Source organism: Limnohabitans sp. Jir61, from assembly GCF_003063545.1.
Classification (GTDB): Bacteria; Pseudomonadota; Gammaproteobacteria; order Burkholderiales; family Burkholderiaceae_C; genus Limnohabitans.
This window is the reverse complement of record NZ_NESD01000002.1, coordinates 205,067-220,239: the sequence shown is the minus strand read 5'-3', so window position 1 is coordinate 220,239 and position 15,173 is coordinate 205,067. Positions and strand designations below refer to the sequence as shown.

General features: G+C 44.3%; 17 protein-coding genes. 9 read left to right on the top strand and 8 right to left on the bottom strand.

Going from position 1 to position 15,173, the window contains the following annotated elements; genetic code table 11:
- Positions 1–8 precede the first annotated feature (8 nt).
- The gene (gene hrcA, locus B9Z35_RS07360; protein WP_108283497.1) at positions 9–1,010 is read left to right on the top strand and encodes a heat-inducible transcriptional repressor HrcA; all 1,002 of its coding nucleotides are present in this window, start codon (positions 9–11) and stop codon (positions 1,008–1,010) included.
- Positions 1,011–1,015: 5 nt separating this feature from the next.
- On the opposite strand, the gene B9Z35_RS07355 is transcribed toward hrcA, so the two are convergent.
- The 3 genes from B9Z35_RS07355 to B9Z35_RS07345 form a co-directional block, all read right to left on the bottom strand.
- Positions 1,016–1,957 carry a DMT family transporter gene (locus tag B9Z35_RS07355; protein WP_199219787.1) on the bottom strand — a complete coding sequence of 314 codons (942 nt, stop codon included), beginning with the start codon at positions 1,955–1,957 and terminating at the stop codon, positions 1,016–1,018.
- Positions 1,958–2,000: 43 nt separating this feature from the next.
- Positions 2,001–2,570: a hypothetical protein gene (locus tag B9Z35_RS07350; protein ID WP_108283056.1), complete on the bottom strand. Its 570-nt coding sequence runs from the start codon at positions 2,568–2,570 to the stop codon at positions 2,001–2,003.
- 62 nt (positions 2,571–2,632) lie between these two features.
- Positions 2,633–4,309: a kelch motif-containing protein gene (locus B9Z35_RS07345; RefSeq protein WP_158268125.1), complete on the bottom strand. Its 1,677-nt coding sequence runs from the start codon at positions 4,307–4,309 to the stop codon at positions 2,633–2,635.
- Between the two features lie 1,143 nt (positions 4,310–5,452).
- On the opposite strand from B9Z35_RS07345, the gene B9Z35_RS07340 reads away from it, so the two are divergent.
- From B9Z35_RS07340 to B9Z35_RS07330, 3 genes are all read left to right on the top strand, one after another.
- Positions 5,453–6,865, top strand: a complete 1,413-nt coding sequence (locus tag B9Z35_RS07340; RefSeq protein WP_108283054.1) for a hypothetical protein — start codon at positions 5,453–5,455, stop codon at positions 6,863–6,865.
- Positions 6,866–6,873: 8 nt separating this feature from the next.
- The gene (locus tag B9Z35_RS07335) at positions 6,874–7,158 is read left to right on the top strand and encodes a hypothetical protein (RefSeq protein ID WP_108283053.1); all 285 of its coding nucleotides are present in this window, start codon (positions 6,874–6,876) and stop codon (positions 7,156–7,158) included.
- A gap of 86 nt (positions 7,159–7,244) precedes the next feature.
- Complete coding sequence (locus tag B9Z35_RS07330; protein WP_108283052.1) at positions 7,245–7,610, top strand: DUF6876 family protein; 366 nt, start codon at positions 7,245–7,247, stop codon at positions 7,608–7,610.
- A 427-nt stretch (positions 7,611–8,037) separates the two neighbouring features.
- Here the strand turns inward: B9Z35_RS07330 and B9Z35_RS07325 are convergent, their stop codons facing one another.
- Entirely contained in the window at positions 8,038–8,391 is a 354-nt protein-coding gene (locus B9Z35_RS07325) for a hypothetical protein (RefSeq protein WP_108283051.1), read from the bottom strand.
- A 29-nt stretch (positions 8,392–8,420) separates the two neighbouring features.
- Entirely contained in the window at positions 8,421–8,864 is a 444-nt protein-coding gene (locus tag B9Z35_RS07320) for a DUF6641 family protein (protein ID WP_108283050.1), read from the bottom strand.
- 108 nt (positions 8,865–8,972) lie between these two features.
- Between B9Z35_RS07320 and B9Z35_RS07315 the strand changes: the two genes are divergently transcribed.
- Positions 8,973–9,563, top strand: coding sequence for a hypothetical protein (locus B9Z35_RS07315; RefSeq protein ID WP_108283049.1), 591 nt, complete (start codon positions 8,973–8,975; stop codon positions 9,561–9,563).
- Between the two features lie 545 nt (positions 9,564–10,108).
- A complete protein-coding gene (locus B9Z35_RS07310; protein ID WP_108283496.1) occupies positions 10,109–10,681 on the top strand; it encodes a site-specific integrase in 573 nt (190 codons plus the stop codon).
- Here B9Z35_RS07310 and B9Z35_RS07305 read toward each other — a convergent pair.
- Positions 10,678–10,980: a hypothetical protein gene (locus B9Z35_RS07305; protein ID WP_108283048.1), complete on the bottom strand. Its 303-nt coding sequence runs from the start codon at positions 10,978–10,980 to the stop codon at positions 10,678–10,680. The two genes, B9Z35_RS07310 and B9Z35_RS07305, sit on opposite strands and share 4 nt — an antisense overlap.
- A 230-nt stretch (positions 10,981–11,210) precedes the next feature.
- On the opposite strand from B9Z35_RS07305, the gene B9Z35_RS07300 reads away from it, so the two are divergent.
- From B9Z35_RS07300 to B9Z35_RS07290, 3 genes are all read left to right on the top strand, one after another.
- Entirely contained in the window at positions 11,211–11,528 is a 318-nt protein-coding gene (locus tag B9Z35_RS07300; RefSeq protein ID WP_108283047.1) for a hypothetical protein, read from the top strand.
- A 169-nt stretch (positions 11,529–11,697) separates the two neighbouring features.
- Positions 11,698–12,279 carry a hypothetical protein gene (locus B9Z35_RS07295; protein ID WP_108283046.1) on the top strand — a complete coding sequence of 194 codons (582 nt, stop codon included), beginning with the start codon at positions 11,698–11,700 and terminating at the stop codon, positions 12,277–12,279.
- 12 nt (positions 12,280–12,291) lie between these two features.
- Positions 12,292–12,495, top strand: a complete 204-nt coding sequence (locus B9Z35_RS07290) for a hypothetical protein (RefSeq protein WP_108283045.1) — start codon at positions 12,292–12,294, stop codon at positions 12,493–12,495.
- A gap of 41 nt (positions 12,496–12,536) precedes the next feature.
- On the opposite strand, the gene B9Z35_RS07285 is transcribed toward B9Z35_RS07290, so the two are convergent.
- Together B9Z35_RS07285 and B9Z35_RS07280 are read right to left on the bottom strand one after the other, a co-directional pair.
- Positions 12,537–14,069 carry a hypothetical protein gene (locus B9Z35_RS07285; RefSeq protein ID WP_108283044.1) on the bottom strand — a complete coding sequence of 511 codons (1,533 nt, stop codon included), beginning with the start codon at positions 14,067–14,069 and terminating at the stop codon, positions 12,537–12,539.
- A gap of 2 nt (positions 14,070–14,071) precedes the next feature.
- Positions 14,072–15,124: a hypothetical protein gene (locus tag B9Z35_RS07280; RefSeq protein ID WP_108283043.1), complete on the bottom strand. Its 1,053-nt coding sequence runs from the start codon at positions 15,122–15,124 to the stop codon at positions 14,072–14,074.
- Between the last annotated feature and the right edge of the window lie 49 nt (positions 15,125–15,173).

The following is a 15,173-nucleotide window of genomic DNA, read 5'->3' as shown; positions in this document are numbered from 1 at the left end:
GGATGACCATGCTAGACGATCGCGCCAAGTTATTGCTCAAAGCGCTAGTAGAGCGCTATATCGCCGACGGGCAACCCGTCGGTTCGCGCACGTTGTCTCGCGCCACTGGCATTGAACTGTCGCCTGCCACCATCCGCAATGTGATGTCCGATTTGGAGGAGTTAGGCTTCATTGCAAGCCCCCATACCTCGGCAGGCCGCATTCCCACAGCCTTGGGCTATCGCTTGTTTGTAGACACCATGCTGACCGCCGAGCGCGGTCACATGCAAACCCCCACGCTAGCGCCTGACCAGCCTCAAAAAGTAATTGCCAACGCGGCGCATTTGCTGTCGGACTTGTCGCACTTTGTGGGTGTGGTGATTGCACCCAAGCGCAGCTCGGTCTTTCGCCATATTGAGTTTTTGCGCCTGTCGGATCGCCGCTTGTTGGTCATCATCGTGTCGCCTGAGGGCGATGTGCAAAACCGCGTGTTGTTTACCGAGACTGACTACACCGCCTCGCAGCTGGTGGAGGCGTCAAACTACTTGAACCATCATTTCGCAGGCATGGCCATTGAGCAAGTGCGCGAAAAACTGCTGGCCGAGGTGGAGTCGCTGCGCGGTGAAATTGCCACACTCATGCAGGCTGCGGTGCAGGTGAGCACCGAGGCGCTCACCCAGGTGCAAGATGACGTGATCATCAGCGGCGAGCGCAACTTGCTGTCAGTGAGCGATTTCTCTAGCGACATGGGCAACCTGCGTCGCGCCTTTGATTTGTTTGAACAAAAAGCGCAGTTGGTGCGTTTGTTGGATAGCTCAGCGCAAGCCGAAGGTGTGCGTATCTACATCGGCGGCGAAAGCAAAATTGTTCCGATGGAAGAGCTGTCGGTCGTCAGTGCTCCGTACGAGGTAGACGGCCTAGTGGTGGGTACGCTGGGTGTGATTGGCCCTACGCGCATGGCTTATGACCGCATGATTCAAATTGTGGACATCACGTCCAAGCTGGTGAGCAACGCCCTCAGCCACAAATAAGCGGCTTAAGGTTTTGGCAAGCGCACGCCAAACAAAATGCCGCAAGTCACCATGGCCAAGCCTGCCAGCAAGTTCAGGCTCATCGGCTCATTCAAAAATACCACCGCACCTAACGCAGACAGGCCCGGCACTAAGGCGGTAATCATGGTTGAACGTACGGGGCCAAAGTGGCGAATCATCACGTTGAAGGTAATGCCTGAAATTACAACAGAGCCAATGCCTTGGTATATCGCTTGAAACACCATTTCTCCAACTGGAGCGATAGACAGATGGCTAGGTACCCAACCCGCATAAGACGCCAAGGCATAAGCTGGAATAAAGGTGGTGCACGAAAATGCGGTGATGGCGATGGTGGCGCGCACAGGGTCGAGTGAATGACGGCGCACCAGCACGGTGTAGCAAGCCCAGCAAAAGGCAGCGCTCATGAAGAGCAAGTCGCCCTTCCAGACTTCGCCACCATGAAAGGCTTTGAGCAAACTGGCTCCGCCCACAAAAAGGTCTCCCAAGACAATGCAAGCGAGGCCGATGGCACGAGCGCGTGTGATGTGGTCATGCAGCACCACGATGGCTAACAGTGATGTCCACAGCGGCAAACTGCCTGGCATCAACACCGAGGCATGTGCTGCGGGTGCAAAGAAAAAGCCTGAATAGGCCAGCATGGCGTAGAGCATGCTGCCAAAGAAACCACCCAGCGCCGTGATGCGCCACGGCAGGGGCGATAAGCCCATGAAGGAGCCAGAACGTTCACCCGACTGACGCTGAGTACGCATCAGCCACCAACCCCAAGGCAGCAACACGCAGCCCGCGCCGAGGATGCGCAGAAAACCTATGTCGAGGGGGAGAAGGGTGTGCGCTGCCGATGCTCTGGCCACCACAATGAAGGACGACCAGATGAGCACCGTCAATACAGCGCAGGTGAGCCCGAGGGCTCTGGGGGAGAGTTTCATGCGAGGGATGATAAATCCCTCGCTGATTTAAAGCCGGAGTCGCTTAGAAATTGAAGCCGACCAAAAGCGCAGCCTGACCCTGTTTGAATTTCACGCCAGCCAATCCTGCGCCGCCGTCTGCTGTGCGCTGAGTCAATTCGCCTTGAATGAAGTTTTGACCATAAACGTAATGTTTGATACCAACGCCGTAGCTCATGCCGCTTAAGTTGCGGCTTGGGTTGCCACCTGCTTCGTAGCGGCTTGAATAGGTACCCAGCTTGCCATAGAGCAACGAGTTGCTGATGAGCAAAATGCCAGGCTCAATGCTGACTTCGGTGGGCGAGCTGATGGCTAAATATTCTGTATCGCTAACTTTGGAGTTTTTCAAATCAAAGGTAGCGCTCACGCCCAATTTGGCTGGGTATGCCAAAGCGAATGTGTAGTTGATCTTTGCAACGCCTAAGCTGGTGTTGCTCTTGGCCGTTGCTGAGGAGGGCGTAGTTTCAGTGGAGTTCTGAGCCACACCCATGCTGAGGTTGATGCCTTCATAGTAGGAGTAGCTAGGCTTGGCTGGCTGAGCAAAGCTTGCCTGTGCGCCGACTACCAAAGCGGCCAATGTGAGAAGTTTTTTCATAAGGCACCATTCGTGAAAGAAGATTGTTGAACCATGAATCGGCTTGCGACGCAATAACTTGATTATTGTGGAGACCACAGCTCAGCTTTTTTATCAGCTGTGCCAGCAGTGGTGTAGTAGTTGCCCATGATCAAAACAGAACTACTTGTTAACTTAACGCTTCTGTGCATAGAGCGTGCAAAGTTCAAGTTTTTCTGAATTGAATGATCCGCAAACGTTGTAGTGTCTAGCTTAAATACATCAGTGCTGATTACATCATTTAAAAGTAAGTTCTTGCCACCAGTTAGCAGTACATCACCAGAGTCCAGCAGTGTGCTTGTGTGGAATGATCGTTCTTCCGGCATCGTAATGAGTGAGCCTTTAGTCCAAGCCGTGGTTGTGACTGCAGGGGTGGTGACGCCGCCAGTGGTGACTGCAGCCGTCGCAATCGTGACGGTTCGAGTCAATATTTCGGCCTTGCTGCTGGCCAAATTCCCAGATCCACCTGTAATCAGCACTTGGAATTTTGAAACCACAGTGTTAGCAGTTGTTGCAGTGCTGTAAGTTGGATTGAGGAGTGTTGCTGCATGAGCTTTTCTGCCCACGTTCATGACCGGGCCTAAGCTCCATGTGCCTGCAACATCATCGTAAATTTCGGTGGTTGTTGAATCCACCAAGTCACCATTGGTATTGCGCGGTGCACCCTCGCTGTCGTTACGGCCAGCGATAAGGACTTGTCCGTTTGGCAATAGCGTTGCTGTGTGCTGTTGTCGTGCAACGTTCAAACTACCAGTAGCTGTCATGATGCCCGTTAATGTGCTCGGATCAAACAACTCCACCACTGTGCCTTTGCCAGAGCTCACTGCACCTCCTGCGATCAGCACTTTTCCGCTGTTGAGCAAGGTTGCCGTATGGCCTGTACGCGCCTCAATCAGGGGAGTGCCTGCAGACCACGATCTGCTGCCTGGGTCATAAATTTCAGTGGTCTTAAGCGCAGTTGTAGCGACAGTGCCGTCGTAACCACCAGCCACCAAGACCTTACCGCTGCTCAATAAAGTTGCAGTGTGTCCGCGACGAACGGTTGCCATAGGACGCGTGGCCGTCCATGTGCCGAAGAACGGATCGTAGAGTTCGCAGGAATTTAAAACGGTAGAAACACCTGGAGTTGCGTTGTTCACGCCACCGCAAACTAAAACTTGACCGTTGTAAAGCGGCGTTGCCGTGAAATCGCTTCGCGCAATATTCATATCTGCGGCCGTGCCAATTGTTCCTGCACCTGTTGTTATGGAAACAATTTGTTCGGCAGTCTTGATATAGCTAGGATGAGATGAATATCGATTGTCTATATAAGTGACGCGAAGTTTGAATGGCGTGTCAGCTTGCAGGTTAGTGATTGTCGTGCTGGCCCCTGAGCTCATGCGAATGAATGTGGATTCATCGTTGCCTGTCACTATGCCAGTCGTAGCCGTATCAATTGTGAGATCTGGATGTGTCGGGAAAGTTGGCGTCAATGTGACTGAGCCACCGCGTAAAACGGTATTCGCTGAAATGTCCAATATCACGTCTGGCACGATGGCTGGTGGCGTGTTCACACTCACACTAAGTGTCACAGGTGCAGTTTGCAGTATCGAAGGACGAACAGTCGTTGGGTCTTGATAGCTGACAACAAGTGTGTACGTCGTATTTGTTAATGGCGTAACTCGAATGGCCTCGCCAGAATTAACAGTTCTGTTTGTGAAAGAGCCGTCACTTGCGCTCAAGCTACCTGCGCCGTAACTAAACAATGGCACAAAGAGGGCTGGATAACCTGGGTTCGTAGTGTTACCACCATCTGTCCTGACCAAACTGGGTTGCGGTGCTGCGGGTGCTGTGTATGTGGCTGACGTGGTTGATCCCCCGCCGCCGCCCCCGCCGCCACATGCGACGAGCAAGCAAAGGCCGCCAGCCATCAATAAATGGCGTGGCCAGCGAATGATGTGGCTCTTGAGAGAGCTGAGAATCTCGAAGGTCATGGCGTGTGTCAATACGATCTGTGGCGCTGAAATCAGTGCCGTACACAGATGTTTCGACCTCACAGCGGAATACTTGAATGTCCTGATTCAGCCCCATTCATAGCTATTGCTTGTGTTGGAGCGATGACTTCATTGGTTGGAGCAGAAGATGCATCAATGGGTTGATAACTTTGTAATTAATAAAATTCCCATTGAAATCAACGGCTTACAAGGTCTCAACTTCAATAAGTGACTTTTGCATCGTCTTTGAAGTCTGCTTCATGGTTGAGCGCCCGATTCGGGGCGGTCTAGCGCCTAGAATCACTCTGTTTTAAGGGGCGTTAGCTCAGTTGGTTAGAGCAGAGGACTCATAATCTATTAAAAAAGTTCTCATAATCGTAAAAAACCCTTATAAAACAACAAGTTGCGTGTCTTAAGCCTGTGTATAAAACACTACACACCGCTTACACACTTTTGAGGGCTGTTTTTATATAAAAACGACCACGTACAATCACTTTTTAAGGGGCGTTAGCTCAGTTGGTTAGAGCAGAGGACTCATATTTCTCAAATGTGCCTTACACGTGGAAACTGTGTAAGGGATGGTGTCAAATTCGATGAAACCTAAGTGTGGCAACACATACGGCAATGTCGAGCGAAGCCTTATTGCGAAAGCATTTTGGAACGTGTAGAGACTTGACGGCACCCGCCTAAGTTGAGCAGTCAATATGGTGAAGGCAAAGTCCAGCGAGTGGCGAAAGTCACACAAAGCGGAATCCTTTGGTCGACAGTTCAAGTCTGTCACGCCCTACCAACGAGGAAAGAGGACTGTGTAAAAGCAGTTCTCTTTTTTTTGTTTAGACACTACACACTTACTTGGTTGCTCTTTTGTCGTTTTGAAATTAAAGTGCGTTTATGTCCGCCAAACTTGAAACGACACACATAGTCACAGAAAACGAACTTGTCGTTTACAGACGAGAGCGAAGTTCAATTTGGCAATGCCGCTACAAAGTTGATGGTGTTTGGCAACGTGCCTCAACTAAAGAACGCAAGTTGAAAGATGCCAAAGAGGTAGCGAAGGCGATAAAGATACGTGCGGAAATTCGCAAGCACGACAACCTGCCAGTCATCACACGTAAGTTTAGAGATGTTGCCAAACTTGCCGTACAGCGTATGGAGCAGAAGTTAGCCAACGGTGATGGCAAAGTCTCGTACAAAGATTACATACGCATCATCAATGAGTACTTGATTCCAATATTGGGCAACAGGCTGATCACAAACATTGATAGCACAGCACTTGATCACTTGGATGCTGAACGCATACGAATGATGGAAAGAACGCCAAGCAACAGCACGATGCTCAGTCAAAACGCCGCACTGAACTTGGTGTTTGATGAGGCTGTTCTGCGTAACTTCTTAACTGATCTCAATCGTCCAAAACTTGAGGCGAAAGGTAAGAAGAGCACACGTCATCCAGCCTTCACATTGACAGAGATACAGGCTGTCATCAACAACTTTGAAGCGTGGATTGAACGAGCACGTAACGCACACAGCAAAGAGATGCGTCAAATAATGCGTGACTATTCAGAGATGCTGATAGATACAGGAGCAAGACCTGGCAAAGAGTTGATGAATTTGAAATGGAAACAGATCAAGTTCACTATGAATCCAAAACAAATACACACTGGCGAAAAATCAGTTTTGGACGACGGTACTGAAGAAGAGATTGTTCTGACTGATCTAAACAGAGGTGTTGAGTTAATTGTTACTGGTAAGACGGGTACACGTGAAATAGTTGGACGACAGCCAACGGTCAAAGTGCTTGAACGTATTGCTCGTCGTGTTTATGGCGTTAGAAATAACATCATTGATCCATTCAAAGATGTTGTGACACCAAACAATGATGACTTCGTATTGCGTACAAAAGAAAAGAAGCAAGACGTCAGTCCTGCGTTTCAACATATGTTTGAGCGTTACTTGGATGAGCACAACTTGCTGTACGACCCAAAGACAGAGCAGAACCGTGTTTTCTACAGTTTCCGTCACACATACGCAACGCTGGCACTGACGCACGATAAAGTGCCAATTCACACGCTTGCCAAACAGATGGGTACAAGTGTGCTGATGATTGAGCGTCACTACAGTCATCTGAAAGTAATTGAAGCAACAGAGCAATTGCGTGGACAAGAAACACGACGAAGAATTGCTTCAACTTCAACGGTTGAAGAAATCTATCAGTCAGCACAAGCAAAGAAGAAGGCTGAGTTGTTAGCCAGAAAAACAGCCCCTAAGAAAACGACTGCTAAGAAATCTGTCAAAGCCAAGTGAGGTAAGTGATGAATGACAAATACGCTGACCTACAACAAGAGTTAGTGAGGTCGTTGACTGAAAGACTGCTTGAAATTGAGTACGAATTAGGAAAGAGGAATTTTTTCTTTGATGATGTAGAGATAGACCGTCACATCTTTGATCTTTTGAGTGATCATCTTTGGCACAAAACAGCATACGCAGAAACGGTTTCTGAATTAGTTAAATCAGAGTCTGATGGAAATGCTTTTGACAGGCGAGTGAGAGAGCGTGTTTACGATGATTTATACGAAGCGTTAGGTGGCTTGAAGTAACGAATACACCGCCAGTTTGGCAGGACTCAGGTTGTCCATTTGATGCGTAGAACTAATACTGTGTTCACACTTAAAGGAACACAGAAATGGTTGAAGAAAATGAATTGCTGACAACTCTGAAACAGTTCACAGGTTGTGATCAGTTAGCAAGATTGACACGCACAGTCTTGCTCACAGAGGGCTCACGCTACCTTGCTGAAGCCGCAGAGTGCTTTTGGTTGTTTGATGTGTACGCATCGCACTTGAGCGGTGTTGATCACAACAAAGATTGGTTCACTTGCCTAAAACTAACAAAAATAAATCATTCAGCCTCTGTATCAATTGAAGATGGCAACGGTAGGGTGTTAGCAAAGCAGAAGATTGAATACACAGATTTCCCACTATCTGCTATCACACTCTACGGCTGTTGGACGGGTGAGTTTTGGGTGTTGATGCTGACAAGTGAGTACTGAAGCAAATTGGGCTTCACACCAACGTTAGACCAGCCCTACAACGCACGTTTAGAGAACATATAAGCCGTCTCAGTTGCGGAATAAAAAACGACAGCGTGTAGGGCTTTTTACAGCGTGACCATTTTTGCTATGCCTGTCATCCGTCTTCTCAGAGATTTCAAAAACGACATAAAAATCACCAAAAACCCGTTGATTTCGCATCTTTTTGGTGTTTTTGTTTTTTTTTGAGTTTGTTGTCGCACGTATGGGGGTGCGTGATTTATGAGGTGACGCACATAGGGGGTGTGCTTACAAACGGTAGGGGGTGTGGTCAAAAACTGGTGGGGGTGACGAAAAAGTAGTTAAGCCTCAAAAAACTACGAGGCTAAAACACTGGGGGTGTTAGATTAAAACTGGTGGGGGTAGAGATCTCGTATGGGCTTTGAAATTACGCAACAGGTTTTTGCGTAGTAGCCATACGAATTTGTTGCTGTGCCTTCGCAACTTTCTGTCTGTCACGTTCAGCCTTTAAGTTGTTGGACGCAACTTCTTTCTGTTTCTTCAACGAATCAAGTTTTGCTTGCTGTGGGTTCATTGGCTTTATAGGTTTGATGGTGCCAATCACTTCATCAAGTGGTGTGTAGTCTTCATTCGCTTTTGAGGATTGGGTTGGGTTGCTGACAACGTTGCCAATTCCAAACTGATATTCCAAAATTAAACGTGCGTGTAACGAACTATCCGCAAAGACCATAGTCCTCACAGTTTGTCCCTTTACACGCACAGTAGCCAAATACTTGTTCATACAGTTATTTATATGAACAAGGACTGTGGTTACTTCAAAAAGCCAGCACGTAGAGCACCGCTTGTCGCTTCAATCTGTAGATCAAGTTCGCCCTGTTCAACAGCCAATTTCAGCGACTCAAGTGCGGTAAGCAATTCATCACCGTTTGACACTTCAATTGCGTTTTTGCCTTTAGCGTCAAATTGGATTTGTTTGCTACCGTACTTACAAATCAGGTTGATTTTTCCGTTATCACTGATGTGCCACCACTCACGCACTTTTTTGACTGATTCAATGGTCTTGCGTTCACCTGTTTGTTTGTTCACATAAGTTTTCAAGCGAGTGGGTGCGTATGTGCGTCCCTCTTTTTGGGCTTGAGCAAGTTGAATCTGTTCAAAAATCTTGTTGCTCAACTTGTTTCTACGCTGAATCACAGGCGAAATGCCCTGTTTTTTCTTGCTCGCTACAAGCTTGAGATTTGAAAGAATGCTCATTACGATCGTCCTATAAAGTTAATAAGAACTTAACTTTAGTTTCAGAGAAGCGGAGAGAGCAACCTCAATATTTCTATCTCCTTTTCTTTGGTTTTACTAAATAGAAGTATGAGACAGTACAACGCAAAAGACATTGAATCTATGTTCAATCAGCACGAGCAACACGTGAGTCACGTAGTTGTTGCCCACACATTACATCGCCCTTATGTAGCGAGTACAGATGTGGGACGCTTCAAACACGTGCGAGCAGATCAGTACATCAAAACAAAGATGGAACAGACGAGCAAAGACACAAGACACGCATTGAACTGCTTCTACAAATTACTTTATCCAACTCACTCTAATAGACCAACTCAAAATCCCAATATCTTTAAGCCTCTGACATTCGTAACGATTGAAGGGGCGAATCAAACAACTGACAGATCACAAACAATTCACGTAAACATCTCTTTAGGCAACTTACCCTCAGTTCTCAACACAGACGACATAGAAACATTATTTAGGCACGCTTGGCACGATATGGCACATCAATCAACTGATGTGAAGGTATACGACTACTACAAAGTGGACGAGGCTTCACATTGGGCTGGTTATTCATTAAAAGAAGCACAACAAAACACACGTAAGGCGTGGGACACAAACAGCATTTGGGATGTAAGCAACTGCTGGATTCCTCACGCCGCCCTTAAAGCAGACTGAAGTCACTTTAAGGCTCTTACATCACTACGAATCGTATGAGGGGTTCGTAGTTCTTTGTCACACTTGATTGATTCATACATAGATAAAACACTCAAACATTGAATCAAACATCAAACAGAACATACACAGTGATACACAGTGATACATAGTGAACACAGCAAACGAACTGAATCAACTATAGAAAACTGTAATTTGAAGAATTGAATACAACACACGAAAGAAACAGCAGTACTAAAACGCAATGAATTAAAGCGTCTACAAGCGTAGATCTTTATGGGTTGGGTACTTGGGTAGTGGACTTCGCTAACAAACGCTTGTAGGGTTTGTATTTCAATCTGTGTTCTAAAAGCCACAGAAAACTCATAAATACGAAATCAAAGAAAATTGCTGAAATATGTAGTTCCAGCAATAACGTGTTGATTTTCAACAAAACAGCATAGAAACCCGCCAAGTTGACGGGTCGTTTACATAGAGGTTGCTCAGACCTAACTTCAGAAATTATGCTTATTTCAAGTTATTTATTTGATTACGCAAAGGAGCAACAAATGTCACAAGCAAAAACATTAAACGAACAAGAAATTAAACAGGTACTTGACTATGTGAGTACAAAAAAATATGCCAAACGAGATAGGGCATTGATTCTTACAAGTCATTTGAGTGGAATGCGTGTTGGAGAGATCGCATCGCTGACTGTTGGACACGTATTAGATCAAAATGGAAATATTAAAAATGAAATTCGTTTGACAGCAGAGCAAACGAAAGGAAAGCATCCTCGTACTGTGTTTGTTAGTTCAAAACTCAAAGAGGAATTGGCTAACTACATTCAGTTGATTCGTACAGATGACAAAGAACGGTCATTGTTTCCAACTCAAAAGAATCCTCGTATGGGATTCACAGCAAACACATTGACACAACACTTTTTGAGTTTGTATAAAGCCGCTGGTTTAGATGGAGCAAGTAGTCACAGTGGACGCAGAACTTATGCCACATCAATTGCATCACAGGGCGTTGGTTTACGTGTGTTGATGCGTTTGATGGGACATAGAAATGTGAGCACAACAGCCGTTTATATTGACGCTAATGACAATATGCTTCGTAATGCGGTTGAACTGGTTTAATGTAGGGTTGAAAATTGCCTTATTGATTTTTCGATAACTTTTTGAATATCGTTTGCTAAATCAAGCTCGCTTTTATTAGTTGTTATGTAGTCATATGAAGTAGCAGATTTGAAGTTGCTAGTAATACAAATAGTTCCTACCAATTTATTTTCTGCGATTGCTTCTTCTAAATAATTAACCATTGATTCAATGCGGTTGTAGTTAATGCCCTCAATGTCACCGCTAAGAACATAAGTAGGCAAATCTTCGTCATTAACGAAGTCAAAACAATCGTGTTCATCATCTATCAATCCAAACATAAAAATTCCTTTGTGAATACATATTTCAGTGAAAGTGAAGTGACTCTATAGGATCAAAGTTGATATGTCGAGCGAGACATTGAATCATTGATCCAATGACCGTTTTTACGTAAAAACGGCATAAGGAGCAGAAAGTTGATGTCCTCGCTCGACGAAAAAATTGTTGCTCTATAGAGTCACATATGACATACAAGTTGTACGTCAATTTTTAACTCTATGAAAGAAAAAATATGTTTATTCAAGCACTTAATCCGTCATTACTTTCAACCATCATTAGCATTCCAACACAACGAATTGATTTCTATTATTCTGAGTCGTTCAGTGACTACCTGTATGCGAATTTCCTTCCGTTACATAAAGACAAGATTGAGGCTATCTACATTGGTGATGAAGGGTCACGTTTTGGTGAAGTTGCTGATGTGATTCGTTGTGAAATGTATTTGGACAAAGTCAGTATTACAGCAGTAGAAGCAATTCACGCAGATTTAAGAAAAAGCACAGAGGAATGGCTTGAAAGTGTTGGCGGTTACGAAGCTGTTCAACCCTAAAAGTCATCAGATAGAGAGTCAAATCTCTATCTCTTCTTAATATCGTTTTTACGTAAAAACGGCAATGGGATCAGAAAGATGTTGGTCTCGCTCGACGAGAAAATTGATGCTCTATAGGATCAAGTCTGACAAGTGAGTTTGTCAATTATTCAATTTTTAGGAGAATTTAATGTACAAAGCAACACGTGATTTTATTAAGGCTCGTCAACAATATTCAAAGTATGTTGTTGAGCAAGTTTCAGTCAAGCAAATTGATGGGGGAAAGCCCAATGACTGCTTTAACAATGCTTGTGACGCGATTGATCGTACTAAAGGGATCAAACACACAAGTGGATGGATTATTGGAAAATTCAATAAATTCACAAATTCAACTGAAATTATTCAGCACTTTTGGAACGTGGATAAAGATGGAAATCATTTTGATACAACGCCACTTATTGGTTCAGAGTTTGAATATGTAATTGATTGTGAGATTAACGCATACGGACAACAAAATTATGACAACGTTGATAGTTGTGTTGCGTCTTCTTTGTTGTTAAAGAATGGTAAGTTTGTGGCAGTTGATGTTGGTCAAAATGGGGGACTTGTATATCGTAATATTGAATCTTTATCAACTAATAAGTTATTTGAAAAAGATACTAAAGGTTCAGAAAATGATGAGGCATTTGCTAATGGACGAAGTGCGATTTCTATTGGTGAGTATATGAATATCGTTATGTCACAAGATTCAACCTTCAAAATTGCCGCTTAAAGGAGAATTACAATGAATGAAAAATTAAACTGTAGAGTTTATATGAATGTGATGCTTAATGTCGCTATCAGTGTTGATGCTGATAATGAAGAAAAAGCAATTGAAATGATTCAGAATATGCCGCAAAAAGAGTTATTGAGGAGTAAGCATATTTTGAGTGTTAGCAACATTGAAGTACGTACAGTGAATACCCCTCAAAAACGGGTTATTGTGTGACTGGAGATATGGAAAATAAAAAAGCCTCATTGAGGCTTTTTTTATGGTTTGTAGAAAACAAATATTGGTTCGTACTTTCGCCATTTCCCATTAACGATACAAAAATTTTTCATACTTGGCTGTCGTGTTTCTTTTCCAACTTTCATTGATGGGCTAATTGCTAAGACCATCTTCAGTTTTCCCTCATACCGCAAACCAAATTCTTTTAGTATCTCAACTGTGTCTTGTTCAAGTGGATATTGCTTTGAGCCAACATTTATGTCCGCAATGTTGAAAGCGAGAATGCGATCATTCTTCAGCCATTCAGCCGCAGTTTTTAATGTTGGTCTAAGAAAGTTGTCACGCCAACTGTCATACTCTTTGAACTTTATTGAACTTTGAGTTGGTTCGTTGCTGTAAATCTCAGCGGAGAAGTAGGGCGGTGAAGTGAAAACGAAATCAACTTTGCCTTTGTACTTTTTGAACTCATCATTGTTGGCAACATCTTCACTACCACTACAGATGTAAGTGCCTTTGAACTCTTTGCCGTAACGCACGTGACTTTTGAATATACGTGCCATATATTCGTAACGAGAGATACCAAGTTCTTTAATCCAGTTCTCTGTATTTGGATCAGTGCCAATGTAATGAATGGCTCTATCACGCAAACTTAACGCACCTAACAATCGTCCGCCAAAGCCCATACTTGGGTCATAGATGACGATCTCTTTTTGATCAACACATCTGTCTGTCGCATATTTGTAAAGAAGACGGGCGATGGATGAGGGAAAGTTGTTAGGGGCAATGCCAGCACCAAGTTCTAAGTGCCTATAGATGAGTGGTAGTACACGCTTCGCTGAATCATTGATGCCGTACACACGAATACGAAAGAGGCTGTCGTCACTGACCTTGCTCAAGTTCACACCGTTTAGATGGTGCTTCTTTAACAAGCCTTTTGCTTTGAGTACCTTTAGTTCTTTGACGTTGATGCGAGGTGTACGTTTTTCAACTTTGGCAGACGCATCAATCCAAAGACAACGTTGTCCATTTCCAGTTGCTTCTTCTGTGAGAATTTCCTCAACAATGCGACGAGCCTCACGTCTTAAATCGCCTTTGAAAGATGTGGGTGGTCTATAGATTGGAGCAAAGTCATAGAAGCCATCTTCACGTATACATTTCGTCAACACAGCCAATGTCTTGTCACGTGCTGATTGTTTGGCAAAGAGGTCATACACACTGACCGCTTTACCTTCTCCCACTGTGTCTTGTGCTTTGAGAATGTTTGGGAAAAAACTATTGGCTATAGAAACACGAGCACCGTCTATGACGCAATCAAGTTTGCGTGTTTGTTCGTCTTTGAACCACATCTTGTCTGTATCAACTTTACAGATACGTTCAAACTCACTGCCCATCTCTTCAAGTCTTACACCTGCCTTTGGAGGCTGACCAAATTCATCCCATTGAAGCGTGACAGCAAAACAAAGTTCATCAACCCAAATCGCAAACTCTTCTTCAGTACAAGTGAACAGTTCACCAAATGACTTGTTCAGAGGGGACTTGATCAGGTCATCATTCTTTGTATAGAAGTACGACATCGTTATGCCTTGTTGCTAAAGCGGTTCAATTCTTCAATGATTACTTTGCCAAGTTCTCTGATAGCAGGGAATCTACTGCGGCTGGACATATCTTTAAGACGCTTCATAGCACCTTTAATGTCTTTTTTCTCAAGTATTAAACGTGCCTGTTCCCAAAGATAAATCTCTTTGTCCATTGATTTCAAATCAGTAAATTGATTTGGAATTTTATTGGTCACACAGTATTTCTCAATCTCACCGCGTGTGATATTTTCAACGCCTAATAATTTAGAAAGTACTTTGTAATCTTTGTAATCAGTTGGGATCGCAACACGCTCAACAAGTTCACCATCTTTTACGACTTCAACTTTATATTTTCTATTTTTCTCTTTAGAAATGTAGAAACAAGCATCTTCCAATATACGCATATTTTCCAAACAGATGCTTGTGTTCAGTTCAGATTCGTACTCAGCAATCTTTTCTAATGCCTGACTAAGCAACTTCTGGTTGTGCCAGTCAGAAAGTGATGAATCTTTGTTTGTATGTGTGATGGTTCCGTTGTACTTGGTCAGAAGTTTTGTCAAGTCTTTTTGGAATTGGTCAACGTTGTCTGGTGCGGCAATGCTGATTGAACCAACTTCGTATGTAAGTGTCTTTGGTTTTTTTGGGACGGCTGTTGACGACGAAGGTTTTTTGGGTAGTGCCTCACGTAAGGACTTAGCACTTGCGAGGGTGAAGTTAGGTGTGATCTCGCCGTTCTCAATTTGCTCAACAAGTTGCTTCTCGTCTACACTGGCAAGGTAGTACAACGTGTTGTAGCCGTTGGGCAAACGAGCGTGGTAAGTTGGGTTGCTGAGAACAGGATTTTCAGCAATTTTGATGAGAAAAGCCGCAACAGTTGAGCTGAAGGGTAGTTCCGTTTCAAGTAGTGTGTAACTGACACCAAGTTGTTCTTTCGCTTGTTTGACCAAGTTCCCAACCTCAATCACACTTTGAACACTCTTTTGCCACGCAGACTCAATACGAGTACGCCACTCCGCCAACTCTTTTTGACTACTGATGACTATGGTGTTCATTGATACTCCAAAAGGTCGTTTTTACTTAAAAAGGTAGAAAAGCCAGTGC

What these genes read in the sequence shown, in the direction of transcription:
- hrcA (WP_108283497.1), top strand. Translation starts at nt 9, where the DNA reads ATGCTAGACGATCGCGCCAAGTTATTGCTCAAAGCGCTAGTAGAGCGC.
- B9Z35_RS07355 (WP_199219787.1), bottom strand. Translation starts at nt 1,957, where the DNA reads ATGAAACTCTCCCCCAGAGCCCTCGGGCTCACCTGCGCTGTATTGACG.
- B9Z35_RS07350 (WP_108283056.1), bottom strand. Translation starts at nt 2,570, where the DNA reads ATGAAAAAACTTCTCACATTGGCCGCTTTGGTAGTCGGCGCACAGGCA.
- B9Z35_RS07340 (WP_108283054.1), top strand. Translation starts at nt 5,453, where the DNA reads ATGTCCGCCAAACTTGAAACGACACACATAGTCACAGAAAACGAACTT.
- B9Z35_RS07335 (WP_108283053.1), top strand. Translation starts at nt 6,874, where the DNA reads ATGAATGACAAATACGCTGACCTACAACAAGAGTTAGTGAGGTCGTTG.
- B9Z35_RS07330 (WP_108283052.1), top strand. Translation starts at nt 7,245, where the DNA reads ATGGTTGAAGAAAATGAATTGCTGACAACTCTGAAACAGTTCACAGGT.
- B9Z35_RS07325 (WP_108283051.1), bottom strand. Translation starts at nt 8,391, where the DNA reads ATGAACAAGTATTTGGCTACTGTGCGTGTAAAGGGACAAACTGTGAGG.
- B9Z35_RS07320 (WP_108283050.1), bottom strand. Translation starts at nt 8,864, where the DNA reads ATGAGCATTCTTTCAAATCTCAAGCTTGTAGCGAGCAAGAAAAAACAG.
- B9Z35_RS07315 (WP_108283049.1), top strand. Translation starts at nt 8,973, where the DNA reads ATGAGACAGTACAACGCAAAAGACATTGAATCTATGTTCAATCAGCAC.
- B9Z35_RS07310 (WP_108283496.1), top strand. Translation starts at nt 10,109, where the DNA reads ATGTCACAAGCAAAAACATTAAACGAACAAGAAATTAAACAGGTACTT.
- B9Z35_RS07305 (WP_108283048.1), bottom strand. Translation starts at nt 10,980, where the DNA reads ATGTTTGGATTGATAGATGATGAACACGATTGTTTTGACTTCGTTAAT.
- B9Z35_RS07300 (WP_108283047.1), top strand. Translation starts at nt 11,211, where the DNA reads ATGTTTATTCAAGCACTTAATCCGTCATTACTTTCAACCATCATTAGC.
- B9Z35_RS07295 (WP_108283046.1), top strand. Translation starts at nt 11,698, where the DNA reads ATGTACAAAGCAACACGTGATTTTATTAAGGCTCGTCAACAATATTCA.
- B9Z35_RS07290 (WP_108283045.1), top strand. Translation starts at nt 12,292, where the DNA reads ATGAATGAAAAATTAAACTGTAGAGTTTATATGAATGTGATGCTTAAT.
- B9Z35_RS07285 (WP_108283044.1), bottom strand. Translation starts at nt 14,069, where the DNA reads ATGTCGTACTTCTATACAAAGAATGATGACCTGATCAAGTCCCCTCTG.
- B9Z35_RS07280 (WP_108283043.1), bottom strand. Translation starts at nt 15,124, where the DNA reads ATGAACACCATAGTCATCAGTAGTCAAAAAGAGTTGGCGGAGTGGCGT.